This is a genomic window from Curtobacterium sp. NPDC089185, assembly GCF_040685235.1.
GTDB classification, from domain to species: domain Bacteria; phylum Actinomycetota; class Actinomycetes; order Actinomycetales; family Microbacteriaceae; genus Curtobacterium; species Curtobacterium citri.
Genome location: NZ_JBFBHK010000001.1, coordinates 84,256 through 101,785, shown reverse-complemented (window position 1 = coordinate 101,785; position 17,530 = coordinate 84,256). Strand labels below are relative to the sequence as shown.

General features: G+C 72.5%; 17 protein-coding genes. 9 read left to right on the top strand and 8 right to left on the bottom strand.

Annotated features, from left to right (window positions below; translation table 11 throughout):
• Positions 1-24: 24 nt before the first annotated feature.
• The 3 genes from AB0N84_RS00500 to AB0N84_RS00490 all read right to left on the bottom strand — a co-directional run bounded on the left by AB0N84_RS00500 (position 25) and on the right by AB0N84_RS00490 (position 3,687).
• Positions 25-312: a hypothetical protein gene (locus AB0N84_RS00500; protein WP_182047203.1), complete on the bottom strand. Its 288-nt coding sequence runs from the start codon at positions 310-312 to the stop codon at positions 25-27.
• Positions 313-341: 29 nt separating this feature from the next.
• Positions 342-1,721, bottom strand: a complete 1,380-nt coding sequence (locus AB0N84_RS00495; protein ID WP_363543043.1) for an ABC transporter permease — start codon at positions 1,719-1,721, stop codon at positions 342-344.
• 277 nt (positions 1,722-1,998) lie between these two features.
• On the bottom strand, positions 1,999-3,687 hold the full coding sequence (locus AB0N84_RS00490) for a sodium:proton antiporter (protein ID WP_182047201.1): 1,689 nt from the start codon (positions 3,685-3,687) through the stop codon (positions 1,999-2,001).
• A gap of 116 nt (positions 3,688-3,803) precedes the next feature.
• On the opposite strand from AB0N84_RS00490, the gene AB0N84_RS00485 reads away from it, so the two are divergent.
• From AB0N84_RS00485 to AB0N84_RS00475, 3 genes are all read left to right on the top strand, one after another.
• The gene (locus AB0N84_RS00485; protein ID WP_083263701.1) at positions 3,804-5,060 is read left to right on the top strand and encodes an inorganic phosphate transporter; all 1,257 of its coding nucleotides are present in this window, start codon (positions 3,804-3,806) and stop codon (positions 5,058-5,060) included.
• Positions 5,060-5,356 (top strand): hypothetical protein, encoded by a 297-nt coding sequence (locus AB0N84_RS00480; protein WP_182047200.1) that lies wholly within the window; start codon positions 5,060-5,062, stop codon positions 5,354-5,356. Before AB0N84_RS00485 ends, AB0N84_RS00480 begins: the two co-directional genes overlap by 1 nt.
• A 126-nt stretch (positions 5,357-5,482) precedes the next feature.
• Complete coding sequence (locus AB0N84_RS00475) at positions 5,483-6,952, top strand: aspartate ammonia-lyase (RefSeq protein ID WP_182047199.1); 1,470 nt, start codon at positions 5,483-5,485, stop codon at positions 6,950-6,952.
• Between the two features lie 28 nt (positions 6,953-6,980).
• On the opposite strand, the gene AB0N84_RS00470 is transcribed toward AB0N84_RS00475, so the two are convergent.
• Both AB0N84_RS00470 and AB0N84_RS00465 read right to left on the bottom strand, forming a co-directional pair.
• Positions 6,981-8,066, bottom strand: coding sequence for a YihY/virulence factor BrkB family protein (locus AB0N84_RS00470; RefSeq protein WP_182047198.1), 1,086 nt, complete (start codon positions 8,064-8,066; stop codon positions 6,981-6,983).
• A 119-nt stretch (positions 8,067-8,185) separates the two neighbouring features.
• On the bottom strand, positions 8,186-9,502 hold the full coding sequence (locus tag AB0N84_RS00465) for an MFS transporter (protein WP_363543039.1): 1,317 nt from the start codon (positions 9,500-9,502) through the stop codon (positions 8,186-8,188).
• 148 nt (positions 9,503-9,650) lie between these two features.
• Here AB0N84_RS00465 and AB0N84_RS00460 point away from each other — a divergent pair, with 148 nt between their 5' ends.
• From AB0N84_RS00460 to AB0N84_RS00450, 3 genes are all read left to right on the top strand, one after another.
• On the top strand, positions 9,651-10,022 hold the full coding sequence (locus tag AB0N84_RS00460; RefSeq protein WP_069711463.1) for an FKBP-type peptidyl-prolyl cis-trans isomerase: 372 nt from the start codon (positions 9,651-9,653) through the stop codon (positions 10,020-10,022).
• Positions 10,022-10,858 carry an aldo/keto reductase gene (locus AB0N84_RS00455; protein ID WP_363543037.1) on the top strand — a complete coding sequence of 279 codons (837 nt, stop codon included), beginning with the start codon at positions 10,022-10,024 and terminating at the stop codon, positions 10,856-10,858. The genes AB0N84_RS00460 and AB0N84_RS00455 overlap by 1 nt, the downstream gene beginning before the upstream one ends.
• A 131-nt stretch (positions 10,859-10,989) precedes the next feature.
• On the top strand, positions 10,990-13,236 hold the full coding sequence (locus AB0N84_RS00450; protein ID WP_182047194.1) for an ATP-binding domain-containing protein: 2,247 nt from the start codon (positions 10,990-10,992) through the stop codon (positions 13,234-13,236).
• Between the two features lie 102 nt (positions 13,237-13,338).
• Here the strand turns inward: AB0N84_RS00450 and AB0N84_RS00445 are convergent, their stop codons facing one another.
• From AB0N84_RS00445 to AB0N84_RS00435, 3 genes are read right to left on the bottom strand one after another with little or no spacing between them, the layout of a single operon-like run.
• Positions 13,339-13,611, bottom strand: coding sequence for a protealysin inhibitor emfourin (locus tag AB0N84_RS00445; protein ID WP_289457600.1), 273 nt, complete (start codon positions 13,609-13,611; stop codon positions 13,339-13,341).
• A gap of 17 nt (positions 13,612-13,628) precedes the next feature.
• Positions 13,629-14,684: a M4 family metallopeptidase gene (locus AB0N84_RS00440; protein WP_363543034.1), complete on the bottom strand. Its 1,056-nt coding sequence runs from the start codon at positions 14,682-14,684 to the stop codon at positions 13,629-13,631.
• A 33-nt stretch (positions 14,685-14,717) separates the two neighbouring features.
• On the bottom strand, positions 14,718-15,803 hold the full coding sequence (locus tag AB0N84_RS00435) for a glycoside hydrolase family 6 protein (RefSeq protein ID WP_363543032.1): 1,086 nt from the start codon (positions 15,801-15,803) through the stop codon (positions 14,718-14,720).
• 103 nt (positions 15,804-15,906) lie between these two features.
• Between AB0N84_RS00435 and AB0N84_RS00430 the strand changes: the two genes are divergently transcribed.
• The 3 genes from AB0N84_RS00430 (at position 15,907) to AB0N84_RS00420 (ending at position 17,514) form a co-directional block, all read left to right on the top strand.
• A complete protein-coding gene (locus tag AB0N84_RS00430; protein WP_363543030.1) occupies positions 15,907-16,353 on the top strand; it encodes a VanZ family protein in 447 nt (148 codons plus the stop codon).
• A 100-nt stretch (positions 16,354-16,453) separates the two neighbouring features.
• Positions 16,454-16,723, top strand: a complete 270-nt coding sequence (gene rpsO / locus AB0N84_RS00425) for a 30S ribosomal protein S15 (RefSeq protein WP_022902140.1) — start codon at positions 16,454-16,456, stop codon at positions 16,721-16,723.
• Between the two features lie 167 nt (positions 16,724-16,890).
• A complete protein-coding gene (locus AB0N84_RS00420; RefSeq protein WP_363543027.1) occupies positions 16,891-17,514 on the top strand; it encodes a CE1759 family FMN reductase in 624 nt (207 codons plus the stop codon).
• Positions 17,515-17,530 lie beyond the last annotated feature (16 nt).

The window sequence follows — 17,530 nt, the reverse complement described above, 5'->3', positions numbered from 1 at the left end:
GGACACGGCCGGTGCGGTCGCGGCTCAGCGCGACGCGTGCGTCCGGGTGCTGCCGGTCCGGGCCTCCTCGGCCGCCGCGAGGACGTCGGCGTCCCCGCTCCGACCACCGAGCGGGCGGACGAAGAAGTCGACGATCCCGACGACGATCGCACCGATGACCGCGAACATCGCCCACCCCACGAAGAGGCCGGCGGTGTTCCGCCCGTCCGCGGGCGCCAGCAGCACGCTCGCGGCGTACAGCACGGCCGCGAGCACGAGGAACACGACGACCACGGTGACGAGCGTGCGGTGCCAGACGGTGCGGGAGTCCATCCGGCCAGGATACGCCGGGTCGGACGCGCTCAGCGGTCCGCGTGCCGCCCGTGCGCCCGCTCCGCGGTGCGGGCGACCTCCGTGCGCGGTGCCTCCGGTCGCGCGACCGGGCGGGTGCGTGGTCCGTTCCCCGCTCCGGGCGTCCGCGCCGGACCGGGTCGGTCCGCCGACCGCACCACGGGGATGCGACCGGTCTGCGGCGCCTGCCCCTCGAGCCCGTCGCGGGCACCGGTGAAGACGTCACCGCCCACGCGTTCGTCCTGCCAGTCCTCGTCGCGCAGGATGCTCAGCGTGCCCGTCTCGGTCGACGTCAGACCGTGCCGCTCGAGCTCGGCGTCGCGCTGGCGGCCGAGGAACTCCCGGTTCGCGGTCTGCGCGTCCTGGAACATCGTCGTGCGGTTCCCGACGATCGCCGCGATGCGCCGGCGCTCCCACCACGCCTTGCCGAAGAACATCAGCACGAGGCCCGCCGCGGCGTAGCAGGCCATCGTGACGAGACCGCGGCCGAACCCGGGGCCGACGCCGTAGATCTCGTGCTTGATCATGTCGACCATGCTCGAGCCGACCACGACGTGGTTGAGCCACGCGAAGGGCTCGGGCATGAACCACTTCGGGTACGCGCCGCCGGACGACGGCATCGAGAGGAAGACGAAGCAGATCATCGCGGGTGCGGCGATGAACCGGCCGACGAAGTAGCTCAGGCCGTTGACCGCGAGCCCGATCGCCACGATCCACCCCCAGGCGATGAGGACGAGCTCGACCCAGTGTCCGTGGATCGCCCCGAGCACGGGCCCGGCGAGCGTGTTCGTGATGAGCGAGATGACGAGGCCGCCGACGACGATGACCGCCATGCGGACGCGGTGGCGGAGCGGGCCGCCCATGATGCCGATGAACATCGCGACCATGTAGCCGCCGATGCACCAGGCGAGCATGACGTACATCGCGACGGTGCCGTACTCGTCGTACGCGGGCAGGGGCGCGAGCTCGGTGATCGTCGGTGCGGCGACGCCGATGCCCGTCAGCACGCCGGACAGCGTCGCGGGGACGAGCGAGGCGACCTGGAACTGGTGGGCGCTGGCCTTGAAGACCTCGTTCGTCGAGGGGTCGTAGGCGACGGCCATCGTGCCGGCGAGCACGTCCCGCTTCGCCTGCGCGAGCGAGTCGACCACGTGGAAGACGTACTCACCGGGCAGGGCCTTGTCGACGGCGGCGACGAGCGTGGGGTCGCTCCCGACCAGTGCGACCGGGACGTCGTGCGGGTGCGGGGCGTGGAAGGCGAAGACGTAGCAGAGGCAGAAGCCGACGATGAAGAACAGCGGCATCCAGAGCTGCAGGCCGATCAGCTGCAGCGAGGGGTGGAGCGTGCCGTACCAGCGGCGGTACCGGCTGATGTGCTGCGGCTCCGGCACGGGGGCCTGGCGTACGCGGGAGCGGCCGCCCGCGCCGGTCCGGCTGCCGGCGACCGGGGCGCCCCGTCGGGGTTTCGAGCCGCCGCGGGTCGAGGGCCGGGTCTGCCGCTGCCTGGAGGCGGCGGTCTGCCGCGGCGCTCCGTCTCGTTCCGGGAGGTCGGTGTTCCTGGGGACGTCGTTCCGCGGCTCGCTCACTCGGCGCTCTGCTCCTCTTCCTGGGATCGGAGCGCCACGATACGCCCGGTCCGCTCACGGTGCGCCGAGAGCGGGACGCCGGTCAGGAACGACTGCGGGAGGCCTGCGCCGAGTCCATCGCGAGCTCCTCGGCGTCGAGCGTCACGAGCACGCGGCGCATGACCTCCTCGTCGAGGTTGCCCTTCTCGCGCTCCTCGAGCACGATCTCCCGCCGCCGGTCGAGCAGCTCGCGCCGGATGTCCTGGATCTGCGCCCCGCGGAGGCGCATCGGGGCGTTGCGCTCCTCGTCCTCCTCTTCCTCCGCGTCGCGGCGGAAGGTCTCGGCCTGCCGCTCGAGCCGGGCCTTCAACCGGTTCACGACGCTGTCGACCGCCTGGTGCCCGTACTGCTGGGCCCAGGCCGGACGCCGGCGCTCGAGCAGCGCGATCGCGGCCTCGGTCGTGCGCTGGTTGAGGCGCATCTCGCTCCGGACGTCCTCCTCGCCCTCCGCCGGGTCCTGCACCTTGAGCGCGCGGATGACGAAGGGGAGCGTGAGGCCCTGCAGCAGGAGCGTGCCGACGGTGACGACGAACGCGATGATGAAGATCGTGTCCTGCGCCTTGATCTCAACAGGGTCGGCGACGACGGCCACCGCGGCGGCGAGCGTGACCACGCCGCGCATGCCGGTCCACGAGATGACGGTGAGCTCCCGCCAGTTCAGCTTCGGTTCGGCCGTGCCGCGGAGCCAGCGGAGCGACCGGTGCCCCCGTGACAGCCGGACCCGCAGGGGTCTGAGCCACAGCCGGTTCAACCGGTTGCGCGCGTACGACTCGAAGACGAAGAGGGGCCGGACGAGGATCACGACGGCGAGCACGACCGCGGCGGCGGTGAGCGTCTGCGTCAGGCTGCGGTCGCTCTCGAGGAGGTCCTGGACGACGGTCTTGAGCTGCAGCCCGATGAGGGCGAAGACGAACCCCTCGAGGATGACGTCGATGCTCGTCCACAACGGGCGTTCCTGCAGCCGGGTCGCGTAGCCCTCCTTCGGCGAGTTGTAGCCGATGTAGAGCCCCGCGGTGACGACCGCGATGACCCCGGAGCCGGACAGGTGCTCGGCGAGGACGTAGGCGACGAACGGCAGCAGGATGCTCATGATCGTCTCGACGACCGGATCGTTGATGCGCATCCGGATCCAGTGCACCGCGACGCCGAGGACGATGCCGACCACCAGGCCGACGCCGATCGCGAGCCCGAAGATGCCGAGGTCCTGCCAGATCGTCAGCGACGTGCCCGCGGCGATGAGCGTGAACACCCGGACCAGGGTCAGCGACGCCGCGTCGTTGATGAGGCTCTCGCCGGACAGCACCGTCATCACGCGGCGGGGGAGGCCGAGCTTGCGCCCGATCGCGGCGGCGGACACGGCGTCCGGCGGCGCGACCACGGCGCCGAGCAGGATCGCGGCCGGCCAGTCCATGTCGGGGATGAGGACGTACGCCGCGAGTCCGACCGCCGCCGCCGTGACGATCACGAGGAAGATGCCGAGGCGTCGGATCTGCTTGATCGACTGCCGGAAGCTCTGCCACGAGACGTCGAGGGCCGCCGAGTAGAGCAGCGGCGGCAGGACCACGGTGAGGATGACCTCGGAGTCGATCTCGATCTCGGGCAGTCCGGGGAGGAACGACACCGCCAGCGCCACGGCCGTGACGAGCAGCGGTGCGGGGAGCCCCTTGGCGCGCGCGAAGCCGGTCACCGCGAGCGAACCGATCAGCAGGATGAGGAGTTCCGCGGTGTCCATGGGGTCCATCCTCCCATCCGGGTCGTTCCGATCCTGAACGATCCCGCAGGCCCGGTGAACAACGGGTGAACGGCAGGGTTTGTGCTCAGCGGTCCTGCCTGGGACACTTGCCCGCGGTGGACATCACACTCATAGTCGTCCTGGTCATCGCGTTGGCCCTCTTCTTCGACTTCACAAACGGATTTCACGACACCGCCAACGCGATGGCGACGCCGATCGCCACCGGTGCCATGAAGCCCAAGGTAGCCGTCACGGTCGCCGCGGTGCTCAACCTGGTCGGTGCGTTCCTCAGCACCGCCGTCGCGACGTCGATCTCGCACGGCCTCATCAACGAGGGACCTGGTGGGGTGGCGATCACCCCCGAGATGATCTTCGCGGGACTCATCGGCGCGGTCGTGTGGAACATGATCACGTGGCTGCGCGGCCTGCCGTCGTCGTCCTCGCACGCGCTGTTCGGCGGGCTCATCGGGGCCGCGATCGTCGGCGCCGGTTTCGACTCGGTCAACTACGCCGCGCTGCTGACGGTCGTCATCATCCCGGCCTTCCTGTCGCCGGTGATCGCCGCGCTGGTGTCGTTGCTCGCGACGCGCATCGCCTACCGGGTCACCCGCCGTCCGGTGTTCCCGAACGAGCGCGGCGGGTTCCGCATCGGCCAGGTCTTCACGAGCTCGATGGTGTCGCTCGCACACGGCACGAACGACGCGCAGAAGACCATGGGCGTCATCACCCTGACCCTGATCGCCTCGGGCGCGCAGTCGGCTGACCAGGGCGTCCAGTTCTGGGTCGTCGTGGCGTGCGCCCTCGCGATCGCCCTCGGTACCTACACCGGCGGGTGGCGCATCATCCGCACGCTCGGGTCGGGCATCACCGAGATCCGCGCCACGCAGGGCTTCGCGGCCGAGGCGTCGACCGCCGCGACCATCCTGGCGTCGAGCCACCTCGGCTTCGCCCTGTCGACGACCCAGGTCTCCTCGGGCTCGATCATCGGCGCCGGTCTCGGCCGCCGCGGGTCGAAGATCCAGTGGTCGACCGCGGGCAAGATCGTCATCGCCTGGTTCATCACGCTGCCGGCCGCCGCGGCCGTCGGGGCCGTCGCGTCGGGCATCGCCCGGCTCGGGATCGGGGGCCTCGTGATCGACGCGGTCGTCGGTGCCGCCGTGATCCTGGGGCTGTACCTCTGGTCGCTCCGGAAGCCCCACGAGCAGGCCTCGGCCATCGAGGTCGACGTCGCCGCGAACGCGGTCTTCACCCGCAAGGAGCTGCGCGACCTGCAGCGCAAGAAGCGCGCGGCCCGGGTCGCCGAGCGTCGCGCCGAGCTCAGCCGCGAGCGCACCCTGCGCCGCATGGCCGGACGCAACGGAGGACGCCGCTGATGGGTATCGACTGGTTCGCGTTCCTCACCGTCGCGATCGTCGCGGTCGTCGCCGCGTGCTTCGTGGTGCTCGTCTACTCGATCGGCCTCCGCCTCTGGAGCGCCGCCGACACCCGCGCCGGTAAGTACACCGTGAAGGACGACGGCACGGTCGGCCCGGCCACGGCCGGCTTCCCCCAGCCCGGGAGGGTCCAGTCCGGCGTCCGGGCGTTCCGCGCGCTCGCCGTCGCGTGCTTCGCCCTCTCCGGTCTCGCCGTGCTCTACGGGATCTACCTGATCGTCCCGCAGTTCCACTGACGGACGTCACCACCTGACGGACGGGAGGCCCGTGGCGACGCCGCCACGGGCCTCCCGTCCGTCCACCGGTCACCACGCGCGCCGACCTGCCGGACCGCACCGACCGGACGGGCTAGCCTCGGCAGGGTGACCGGCAACGAAGCACGCACCCGCACCGAGACCGACTCGCTGGGGACCCTCGAGGTCCCGGCCGACGCCTACTGGGGCATCAACACCCTGCGGGCCCTCGAGAACTTCCCGATCACCTCGGTGCCGATCGCGGTGTACCCGGACCTGATCGAGGCCCTCGCGACCGTCAAGCAGGCCGCGGCACGCGCCAACAAGGCGATCGGCGTGCTCGACCCCGAACGGGCCGATGCGATCGACCGAGCCGCGCAGGAGGTCCGCGACGGGGCGCTCCGCGAGCAGTTCGTGGTCGACATCGTGCAGGGCGGGGCCGGCACCTCGACGAACATGAACACGAACGAGGTGCTCGCCAACCGCGCTCTCGAGATCCTCGGTCGCGAGAAGGGCGACTACGCGTACCTGCACCCGATCGACCACGTGAACCGCAGCCAGTCGACGAACGACACCTACCCGACGAGCATCAAGCTGGCGATGATCCTCGGCGTGCGGCGCCTCACCGAGCAGCTCGAACTGCTCTCCGACGCCTTCGCCGAGCGCGGTCGGGCGTTCCAGGACGTGCTGAAGATCGGTCGGACCCAGCTGCAGGACGCCGTGCCGATGACCCTCGGGCAGGAGTTCACCGGGTTCGCGCACACGATCCAGGAGGACGTCCTGCTGCTCCGGACCGTGACGCCGCTGCTCGCCGAGACGAACCTCGGTGCGACGGCCATCGGCACCGGCATCACCGCGGACCCGCAGTACCGCGACGAGGTCCGTCGGCAGCTGCAGGTCGCCAGCGGGCTCGACATCGTCACGGCACCGGACCTCATCGAGGCCACGAGCGACGCCGGCGCGTTCATGACCCTGTCCGGCACGGTGAAGCGCAGCGCCGCGAAGCTCTCGAAGATCTGCAACGACCTGCGCCTGCTCGCGTCCGGGCCGCAGGCCGGACTCGGCGAGATCACGCTGCCGGCGCGGCAGGCGGGGTCGTCGATCATGCCGGGCAAGGTCAACCCGGTGATCCCGGAGGTGGTGAACCAGATCGCGTTCGCCGTCGCGGGTGCCGACACGACCGTGACGATGGCGGCCGAGGGCGGGCAGCTCCAGCTCAACGCCTTCGAGCCGATCATCGCCCACTCGATCCTGCAGTCACTGCAGTGGATGGCCAGCGGGTGCGCGACGCTGCGGGTGCACTGCGTGACCGGGATCGAGGCGAACGAGGCCAAGCTCGCGGCGCAGGTCGACACCAACGTCGGCGTCGTGACGGCCCTGACGCCCTACATCGGGTACGCGGCCGCCGCGTCGATCGCGCACACGGCGCTGACGACCTCGACGCCGATCGCGACGCTCGTGACGGCGGCGGGGCTCATGGACGAGGACCAGGTGCACCGCGTCCTGTCGCCGGCGCGGCTGTCGGGCATCGAGCTGGCGACGGGCGCGATCCCGGTCGTCACCGAGGAGATGCTGGACGAGGCCGCTCGCGAGCGCTGACGGCGAGCGCCGGCGGCAGCGCCGCGCCCTACGGCAGCGGGCGCTCGCCGACGCGGACCTGCTGCGACAGCTCGCGCAGGCGCTCGGCCTCGAGGTCGGGTTCGTCGTCCTCCGCGGCCCGCTCGAGCGCGGCGGTGCGGACGTCCTGCGCCGCGCGGACGTCCTGGTCCCGCCACCGGGCGAGCGTGAAGTTCCGCGTGACGTCGCGGAGCGGGAGCCGGATCGTCTCGTCGGCCTCGATGCCCGCGAGCAGCTGCCGCAGCCGGATCACCTCGGAGTCGAGCTCCCCGCCGACCACGAGCACGAAGTTCGAGATGTACAGGTAGACGAGCAGCAGGATCGCGCCGCCCAGCCAGCCGTACGCACGGTTCCCGCCGCTGCCGACCGTCTCGACCCAGACCGAGAAGCCGACGGTCGCCAGCGCCCAGGTCAGGATCGCGAAGGCCGCCCCGGCCGACACCCACCGCAGCCGCGGGGTCTTGACGTTCGGCGTCGCGGTGTAGAGCACCGCGACCATCACGACGAGGACGACCGCGAGCACCGGCCACTTCGCCACGTTCCACAGGTCGTCGATCCAGGGCGCCCACCCGAGCTGCCGCACGATCGCGGCCGAGACCGTCGGGGTGCCGAGCAGGATGACGATCGCGATCGCCCCGCCCACCATCACGAGCAGCGTGACGAGGAGCATCATGCTGCGGAACTTCCAGATTCGGCGGCCCTCCTCGACCTCGTACGCCGTGTTCATCGCGCGACCGAACGCCGTCGCGTACCCGGAGAGCGACCAGAGCGTCAGCACGAGCCCGATCGAGAAGCCCACCCACGGGTCGTCGAGCGTCAGGAGCTGCCGGAGCGGCCCTTCGAGGTGCTGCGCGGTCTCCGGTCGGACGATGAAGCCGAGCACCTCGACGATGTCGTTCACGCTGTCGCCCTGTCGGTCGACGACGGACAGGGCGGACACGACCGCGAGCGCCGCCGGGAACGCCGTGAGCAGCGCGAAGAACGTCAGCGACGCAGCGGCGTCGACGACCCGGTGCCGGATCACCGAGTGGTAGGTGCGCCGGACGACCGCGCGGACACCGGTCCGCTGCAGGTCGCGCGAGGCGCTGTCGGGCATGGAGTGAACGGTACCGGACCCGCTCCACGAGACTCGGCCCGGCGGACACTTCCGCGGCGTCCGCGCGCGAGTCTCGTCCGCCGGGGCGAGTCTCGTCTCCCCGCCGGGCGCGACGGGGGTCAGTTCGCGTGCGGGTGCAGCGCGTCGTAGCGGCGGAAGGACGGCACGGCGCGCAGGAGCAGCGCGACGAGCCCGATGATGAGCACGCCGCCGATGACCGGCGGGTACGCGATGCCGGCCGCGACGACCAGGCCGGCGTAGAGGTCGCCGAGCCGCGGGCCGCCGGTGACGACGACGATGAAGATGCCCTGGAGCCGCCCGCGCATGCCGTCGGGCGACGCCGCCTGCAGGATCGTGTTCCGGAACACCGAACTGACGTTGTCGGCACCGCCGGCCGCGGCGAGGAACAGTGCCGCCAGCCCGAGCGCGGGCAGGATCCCGGTGCTGAAGGCCTCGCCCGATCGACCGCCGAGCACGTGCGCGAGCGCGATGACCACGCCGAACGCCGCGATCGCCGCTCCGTACGCGGTGATCGCCCATCCCACGGCCTCGCCCTGGCGCCGCACGTGGCCGAGCGGACCGGAGAACACGCTCGACAGCAGCGCGCCGATCGCGTAGGCGGCGGTGAGCGTCCCGACCGTGATCGACCCACCGCCGATCACGAGCGCGCCGATCGCGGGGAAGAGCACGCGGGGCTGCCCGAACGTCATCGCGACGATGTCGAGCACGAACGTCATCGTGATGTTGCGGGAGCGGCGGAGGAACCGGGCGCCCTCGACGAGCGAGCCCAACCCCGGCCGCAGGGCGTCGCGGTCGGCGGCCATCCGCGGCAGGGTGAGGACGCCGAGGAACGCGAACGTGAACAGGACGACGTCGATCGTGTAGGTCGGCGCGAAGCCGACGCTCGCGATGAGGACACCGGCGATCGCCGGACCCACGGTGACCTGGAACCCGGAGGCGATGCCGCCGAGGGCGCTCGCCGCGGGGAGCAGGTCGGTGCCGACCAGGCGCGGGACGATCGCCGACCGCGAGGCGTTGCTCACCGTCGCGGCCACGGCGTTGACGGTCGCGAGCACGTAGAGCAGCGCGACCCCGTGCAGCCCGAGCCAGGCGTGCGTGGCGATGAGCGCGACCGCGCCCCAGGCGACGATCGACGACACCAGGGCCACGAGCCGCCGGTCGAAGGCGTCGGCGAGCATGCCGCCGTAGAGCCCCGCGACGATCATCGGCACGAGGGCGATGACGCCGACGAGTGCCACGGCGAAGGTCGAGCGGGTGATCTCGTAGACCTCGAGGCCGACGGCGACGGTGGTCATCTGCGTGCCGATGCCGGCGATCGCGGTACCGGCCCAGAGCCGCGCGAAGGCGGGGGAGCGGCGGAGCGGGGTGAGGTCGGCGAGCAGGCGGCGGCGCGGGGCGGTGTCAGGTCGTGTCACGGTGGAACCATTCTGGTGCCCCCGCCGCACGAGCGGGCGGAATCGGTCGCAACGGTCCGTCCACCGCGACGGATCGTGCCCGTTCGCGGGCAGCGAGACCACCGCGCGGCCCGGATCGGCCGCGCACCGACCTGGTTGACTGGCCGGCATGACTGACCTCAACAGCAAGCCCGAGTTCGACGCCCCCGAGGGCCCGGCCCCCACCGAGCTCGAGATCACCGACATCGTCGAGGGCTCCGGCGACGAAGCCACCGCCGGCTCGACGGTCAAGGTGCACTACGCCGGCGTCGAGTACGAGACCGGCGACGAGTTCGACAGCTCCTGGAACCGCGGCGAGCCGATCGACTTCCCGCTCGCGGCGCTCGTGCGCGGCTGGCAGGAGGGCATCCCCGGCATGAAGGTCGGCGGCCGCCGCAAGCTCGTCGTCCCGCCGGAGCTGGCCTACGGCCCCGCCGGCGGCGGACACTTCCTGTCCGGCAAGACCCTCATCTTCATCATCGACCTGCTCGGGGTCCGCTGATGCAGGTCGGCGCGCCCACCATCGAGCTGAACGACGGCCACCGCTTCCCGGAGCTCGGCCTCGGCACCTACGGGCTGAACGGCGACGAGGGCACCGCTGCCGTCGGTGCGGCGATCACGAGCGGCTACCGGCTGCTCGACACCGCGCTGAACTACGGCAACGAGGACGCCGTCGGCCGTGCCGTCCGCGAGTCCGAGGTCGACCGCGAGGACCTCGTCGTCACCTCGAAGCTGCCCGGTCGCCACCACGGCTACGACGAGGCGCACCGTTCGATCGACGAGACGCTCGGGAACCTCGGGCTGGACCGCGTCGACCTGTACCTCATCCACTGGCCGAACCCGTCGGTGGGCAAGTTCGTCGACACGTGGAAGGCCTTCGTGGACCTCCGGGACAGCGGCAAGGTCCGTTCGATCGGCGTCTCGAACTTCACGCCCGAGCACCTCGGGGCGATCATCGACGCCACCGGTGTCGCGCCCGCGGTGAACCAGGTCGAGCTTCACCCGTACTTCCCGCAGGCCGAGCTCCGCAAGGTGCACGCCGAGTACGGCATCGTCACCGAGAGCTGGAGCCCGCTGGCGAAGCAGTCCGAGCTGCTCACCGAGCAGCCGGTGCTCGACGCGGCCGCCGCGCACGGGGTGACGCCGGGCCAGGTCGTCCTGCGCTGGCACGTCCAGCTCGGTGCCGTCCCGGTGCCGAAGTCCGGCGACGCGGACCGGCAGCGCGAGAACCTCGACGTCTTCGGCTTCGAGCTCTCCGACGACGAGGTCCGCGCGATCTCCGGGCTCGAGCGCGGTCGCCTGTGGGACGGCGACCCGGACACGCACGAGGAGATGTAGGGCCGAGTGCCCTGGACGGGAGGCGCGTGGCGGGGTCCGCCACGCGCCTCCCGTCCGTCCGGCGTCACGACGCCCCTCGTGGTCGCCCGGCGGGACTACACTGGACACCCCTGTTTCCCGAAGGGTGGCGTGTGTCCGAACCGACCGAGATCGACCGTGAGCGTGGGTACGTGGACGGGCTCTTCGCCCGTCTCGACGAGCTGACGGCCGACGCCGAGCAGCGCCTCGCCGAGACCCGCCGCCAGGCGGTGGGCGGCAACCACCAGAGCCGCAGCGAACGCGATGCGTACGCCCGGCTCTACGAGGACACCGTCGCGACGCTCGAGCGGGTCGGCGACCGGCTCGTGTTCGGTCGGCTCGAGGTCGCGGACCCCGACTCCACCGAGGACGCCTTCCGGTACATCGGCCGCGTCGGCCTGCGCGACGACGAGCACCGGCCGCTCCTGCTCGACTGGCGCGTCCCCGGTGCGAGCGCGTTCTACCAGGCGACCGCGGCGCACCCGATGGGGATGCGCGCCCGCCGACACCTGACCCTCGAGGGCCGCACGGTCGTGGGCGTCGAGGACGAGGTGTTCGACGCCGCGCTCTACGACGACGAGCGCACCCACCTGCAGGGCGAGGGGGCGCTGCTCGCGGCCGTCACCGCCGAGCGCACCGGCCGGATGACCGACATCGTCGCGACCATCCAGGGCGAGCAGGACCGCATCATCCGGTCGCCCCTCGAGGGTGTGCTCGTCGTGCAGGGCGGCCCCGGCACCGGCAAGACCGCCGTGGCGCTGCACCGCGCCGCCTACCTGCTCTACTCGCACCGCGAGCGTCTCCGTGGCTCCGGCGTGCTCGTGGTCGGTCCGTCGCCGGCCTTCCTCACCTACATCGAGCAGGTGCTGCCGTCCCTCGGCGAGACCGGCGTCGTGATGGCGTCGCTCGGGTCGCTCTACCCGGGCGTGCACGCGACGACGCACGACCACGGGGACGTCGCCGCGGTCAAGGGGTCGGCGCAGATGGCCTCGCTGCTCCACCGGGCCGTGCGGTCCCGCCAGGTCGTCCCGACGACGTCGGTCACCCTGGAGGTCGAGGGCGAGCGGCTCACCGTGCCGCCGCAGCTCGTCGCCGACGCGCTCAAGCGCGCGCAGGACCGCGGGAAGCCGCACAACGTCGCCCGCGTCACGTTCAACAAGATCGCGCTCGACGCCATGACCCGCCTGCTCGCCGAGCAGCTGCGGGCGCGCGGCACGACCGTGGACGAGGCCGACGAGAAGGTCCTGCGCGAGGACATCCGCAGCTCCTACGACGCCCGGGTCCTGCTCAACACCGCGTGGCTGCCGCTGCCCCCGGAGAAGTTCCTCGAGGACCTGTACGCGCGGCCGAACTGGCTCGCCTCGCTGACCCCCGACTGGACGCCCGAGCGCCGCGCCCTGCTGCAGCGGTCCCGTGGTACCGCGTGGACGATCGAGGACGTCCCGCTGCTCGACGAGGCCGCCGAGCTCCTCGGCCCGTTCGACCCGACCGGCGGGGCCGCGAAGCGCGCCGCGAAGGCGAGCCGGAACCGGGACATCGAGAACGCGCGCCAGGCGATCGAGAACATGGGCGTCGAGGGCATCGTCAGTGCCGAGCAGGTCGCCGGCTCCTTCGCCGAGGGCGGCGACCCGCGCACGACCGCCGAGCGCGCCGCCGAGGACCGCGAGTGGACCTACGGACACATCGTGGTCGACGAGGCGCAGGAGCTCTCGCCCATGCAGTGGCGCGTGCTCGCCCGTCGGAACCCGCTGCGGTCCTTCACGATCGTCGGCGACACCGCGCAGGGCTCCTCACCGGCAGCCGCGCGGACGTGGGACGACGTGCTCGGCGCCCTCGCCCGCCGTCGTCGGGGCCGTGCGCCGGCCGTGCCGCTCGACCACCGCATCGAGGAGCTCACGGTCAACTACCGGACCCCGCGCTCGATCGTGCAGGCCGCCGGGGCGTTCGCCGCCGCCGCCGGACTGACCGTCACCCGGACCGAGGCCGTGCGCGACGGCGACCCGGTCGACCGCGTCACGGTGTCGCGTGCGGCGCTGCTCGACGCGGTCGCCGAGCGGGTCGACGCCGAGCGCGACCGGATCGGCTCGGGCACCATCGGGGTCGTCGTGCCCGAGGCCGACGTGGCCGTGGTCCGGGAGCGCCTGGCACGGACCGACGCCGACGTCCGCGGGCTCGGTTCGCCGCGTCCCGGCTCCGTCACGGTGCTCACCGGCGCCGACGCGAAGGGCCTCGAGTTCGACGGCGTGCTGCTCGTCGACCCGGACCGGGTGGGTGCCGACGCGGCGCGCGCCGCGGCCGCCGTCTACGTCGCGATGACGCGTCCGACGCGACGGCTCGTGGTCGTCGACGTCACCGACTGACGGACGGGAGGCACGTGGCGGCGGCGCCGCGCGCCTCCCGTCGGGCACAGAGCACGACGGCACCCGGCGTGCCGGCACCCGGCGCGTGCTCCCGCACCCCGCTCAGTCCGGGTCGCCCTCGTCGCGGACGCGGCGCACCAGGGCCGCCCACGGGCCGTCCAGCTGGCTGCCGGGGATGGTCACGGTGGTCCTGGCGACCGTGACCGTCCAGGTGAAGTCGTCGGGGACCGCGCGTCTCCGGCGCACGGGCTCCTCGCGGGGGAGCGCGCCGACCAGGTCGTACCAGGCGTCCGGGTCGTCGCGCGACTCGGTGTCGACCCGCCAGCCCCGCGAGGTCCCGGCGAGTCCACCACTGCGGCGGACGACGATGTGCATGCTCCGGTTCTACGCCGTCACGACGCGGCGAGCACACCCACCGTGCGCCAGGCGTCCCGCACCGCGGTGTGCTCCGCCGAGCCGTCGCCGAAGCGGTCCGCGGCGGCGCGCACCGTCACCCCGGCGAAGCCCGCGAAGTCGATCCCGGCGGTCGTCTCCGCCGAGGTGAGGGCGTCCCACCAGACGGCGCCGGCACCCTCCCACGCGTGTCCGCCGATCGCGGTGGCAGCCAGGTAGAAGGCGTGGTTCGGGATGCCGGAGTTCAGGTGCACCCCGCCGGAGTCCTCGGTCGTCTCGACGTAGTCGGCCATCGTCGCCGGCTGCGGGTCCTTGCCGAGCACCGGGTCGTCGTAGGCGGTGCCCGGTGCCCGCATGGACCGCAGCGCGACCCCGTGCACGGCGTCCGTGAAGAGGCCCTCGCCGATGAGCCACGTCGCCTGGTCGGCGGTCTGTCCGGCGGCGTACTGCGCGACGAGCGAGCCGAAGACGTCGCTGACCGACTCGTTGAGCGCGCCGGACTGCCCCTCGTAGGTCAGGTCCGCGGTGTACTGGGTGACGCCGTGCGCGAGCTCGTGCCCGATGACGTCGAGCGCGACGGTGAAGCGCCGGAAGACCTCGCCGTCCCCGTCGCCGAACACCATGCGGCTGCCGTCCCAGTACGCGTTGTCGTAGTCCTGCCCGTAGTGCACGGTCGCGTCGAGGGGGAGACCCGCGCCGTCGATCGACACCCGTCCGAACACGTCGAGCCAGAACGCGTGCGTCGCCCCGAGGCCCGCGTACGCCTCGTCGGTCGCGGCGTCGCCCGATTCCGGGTCGCCCTCGCGCCGCACGACGGTGCCGGGCAGCGTCGTCGAGCCGTGCGCGTCCGCGACGGTGCGCTGCGGGGACCGGTCGACGGTGCCCGTGACGCCCTGCGGCCGGACACGGTGCTCGTGCTTGGGTGCGGCGACGGCCGACATCTCGGCCAGGGCGGTCCGTGCCGCCGAGGCGGCGCGGGGGTGCTCACCGGCTGCGGCGACGGCGCGCAGCAGGTAGGGCGGGACGACGGAGCGGCGACGGTCGGTGGCGGTCATGGCGACATGCAACCACCGACGTCCGACGGGCGGTCAGTCGCGGACGCGGTGCTCGACCAGGGCCAGTGCGTACGACTCCCACCACCGCCCGGCCGCCGGTCCACCGTTGCACGTGCCGTCGCTCAGCCCGGGCGTCTTCACCCAGAGCAGGGCGTCGAGGCGGGTCGTCCCACGGGTGACGTGCGGTGCCTGCCCGAGGCCGGCGCCCTCGGGGTTGCACCAGGTCCCGCGCCACCCCTGCCCGTTCCGCGAGACGTCGATGACGTAGTGGGGATCGTCGCCGACGGCGTCCGCCAACCGGTCGGCGTAGGCACGCTCCTGGTCGACCCGGTAGAAGTTCGAGACGTTCGTGGCGAAGCCCTGCGTCCGGTCCACCCCGGCCCGGCGGAGCCAGTCGGCCATGGTCGCCACCGGCACCCGGTCCTCGTTGCCGCCGTCGAGGTAGACCGTCAGCCCGTGCCCGGCGAGCTCGTCGACCGCCCGGTCGAGCAGCCGCAGCCGGTCGTGCCCGAGGCGCTCGCACACGTGGATCTGCGCGATCGAGTCCGGTTCCACCAGGACCACGGCGTGCGACCCGGCCATCGCCCGGACCGCCGACCGGACCCACGGCAGGTACGCGTCGTCGCTCGTGCCGCCGGCCGAGTAGCTGCCGCAGTCGCGGTCCGGGATCGCGTAGAGCACGAACACCGGGGTGCGGTCCTGCTGCTCGGCGCTGCGGACCACCCGTCGGACCGTCTGCGCCGTGGCCCGCTCGGACGGGTCGGTCAGCCAGGTCGCCACCGGCTCGTCGGCGATGACGTCGATGCGTGCGGCGGTGGTGTCCCGCCCGTCCGCACGCGCCTCGGCCGCCTGCCGCGCCGCCTGGTTGACGGCGGACGGCTGGCGCGCGAGACCGCCGGGGAACGCCTCGGCCGCCGTGGCCCTCGCCGCGACCGGCCGGTCGCTCGAGCGTCCGTCCGGGCCGAGCCCGTCCGGATCGCGCGCGGGCAGGACGGCGAGCACGACGGCGGCGACGAGCCCGCCCGCGACCAGTGCGCCGACCCCGAGCCACGCCCACTGCCGACGACCGGCACCGGACCGGACCGACGTCCGGTGGTCGCGTTCCCCCTGGTGCGGCATGCCCCCATGCTCGCAGGAGCGGGAGCCTCGGTGCCAGCGGAGCCGGGCGTCCACCCAGGTGGGACGCGGGCTCCTGCCAGGACGGCACGGCGATACTGACCGGATGTTCCGGAAGCTCCTGCTGCTCGCCGTCACCGTCGGCTACGCCTGGGTGATCTGGCGGATGACGCTCACGCCGCAGGTCTTCACCCACGCGCAGGGCGAGCTCGTGCAGCACGCCATCGCCTGGCTGCAGCGGCTGCCGCACGGCACGTGGTTCTCGTACGACCGCGTGGAGTTCCTCGCGAACATCGGGATGTTCGTGCCCGTCGGCATGCTCGCGGCGCTCTGGTTGCCGCGGCGCTGGTGGCTGCTCGGCGCCGTCGTCGCCGTCGGGCTCTCCGTCGGCATCGAGGTGGCGCAGGCGCTGTACCTGCCGTACCGGGTCGCCGACCCCCGCGACGTGCTGTCGAACGGGCTCGGCGGCATGCTCGGCGCGACGCTCGTCGGACTGTTCCGGAGTCTGCTGCCCGCACCCCGGCGTCAGCGGCTCCGCGCCCGAACAGCCTGAACTCTGGTAGTCTCGTCCGGTTGCCGTCGAACGGCCGCGGATCAAGAGCGCTCGTGCATCAGGTACGGGCACCGCGCAACGGACAGAGAGGGGATCATCCATGGCACTTGACGCGAAGGTCAAGCAGGAGATCATCGAAGAGTACGCGACCCACCCGGGCGACACCGGATCCCCCGAGGTCCAGGTCGCCGTTCTGACGCGTCGCATCAACGACCTGAACGAGCACCTCAAGGAGCACAAGCACGACCACCACTCGCGTCGTGGTCTGCTGCTCATGGTCGGTCAGCGTCGCCGTCTCCTCGGTTACCTCTCCGACGTCGACATCAACCGCTACCGCGCGCTCATCGAGCGTCTCGGCCTCCGCCGCTAGGCAGTAGCGCCACTGGTCGACTCGCAGACACTGCGTGACCGAACGCCCCGGTCCTCCTCGTGAGGGCCGGGGCGTTCCTCGTTCCCGGGGAATGTCGCCGTGGGCGGCGCGGTTCGGTACGATGTCCATGCAAACGCATCGAAAGACTCCCGAAGGGCAGTGCTCCCGTGACCACCATCGCCGTCGTCTCCGCCGGACTCTCCGAGCCCAGCTCCACCCGTCTGCTCGCCGACCGCCTGGCCGGCGCCGCGGTCACCGCCGTCGAGGCCGACCAGCCCGGCACCGCGGTGGACGTCCGGCACGTCGAGCTGCGCCCGATCGCCCACGAGATCGTCGACGCGATGCTCACCGGGTTCGCCGCGCCGGGGCTCGCCGCCGCGCAGGCGACCGTGCTCGAGGCCGACGCGGTCGTGTTCGTCACGCCGGTCTTCACCGCGGGCGTGAGCGGTCTCGCGAAGTCGTTCCTCGACGTGCTCGACAAGGACGCCGTGGCGGACCTGCCGGTGCTGCTGGCCGCGACGGGTGGCACCGCACGCCACTCGCTCGCGATCGACCACGCACTGCGACCGGTGTTCGCCTACCTGCGTGCCGCCGTCGTGCCGACCGGCGTCTTCGCCGCCACGGACGACTGGGGGAGCCCCGAGGACGCGGCCGCGCTCGACGCACGCATCCGCCGGGCCGGGGTCGACCTGGCCTGGGCGATCCGCGCCTCCCGGCGGGCGCCGCAGCAGGTGGACGTGCTCGCGGCACCGACCGACTTCGCGTCGCTGCTCGGCGGCCTCGGCCACTGAGCGGGTCGCCCCGTGG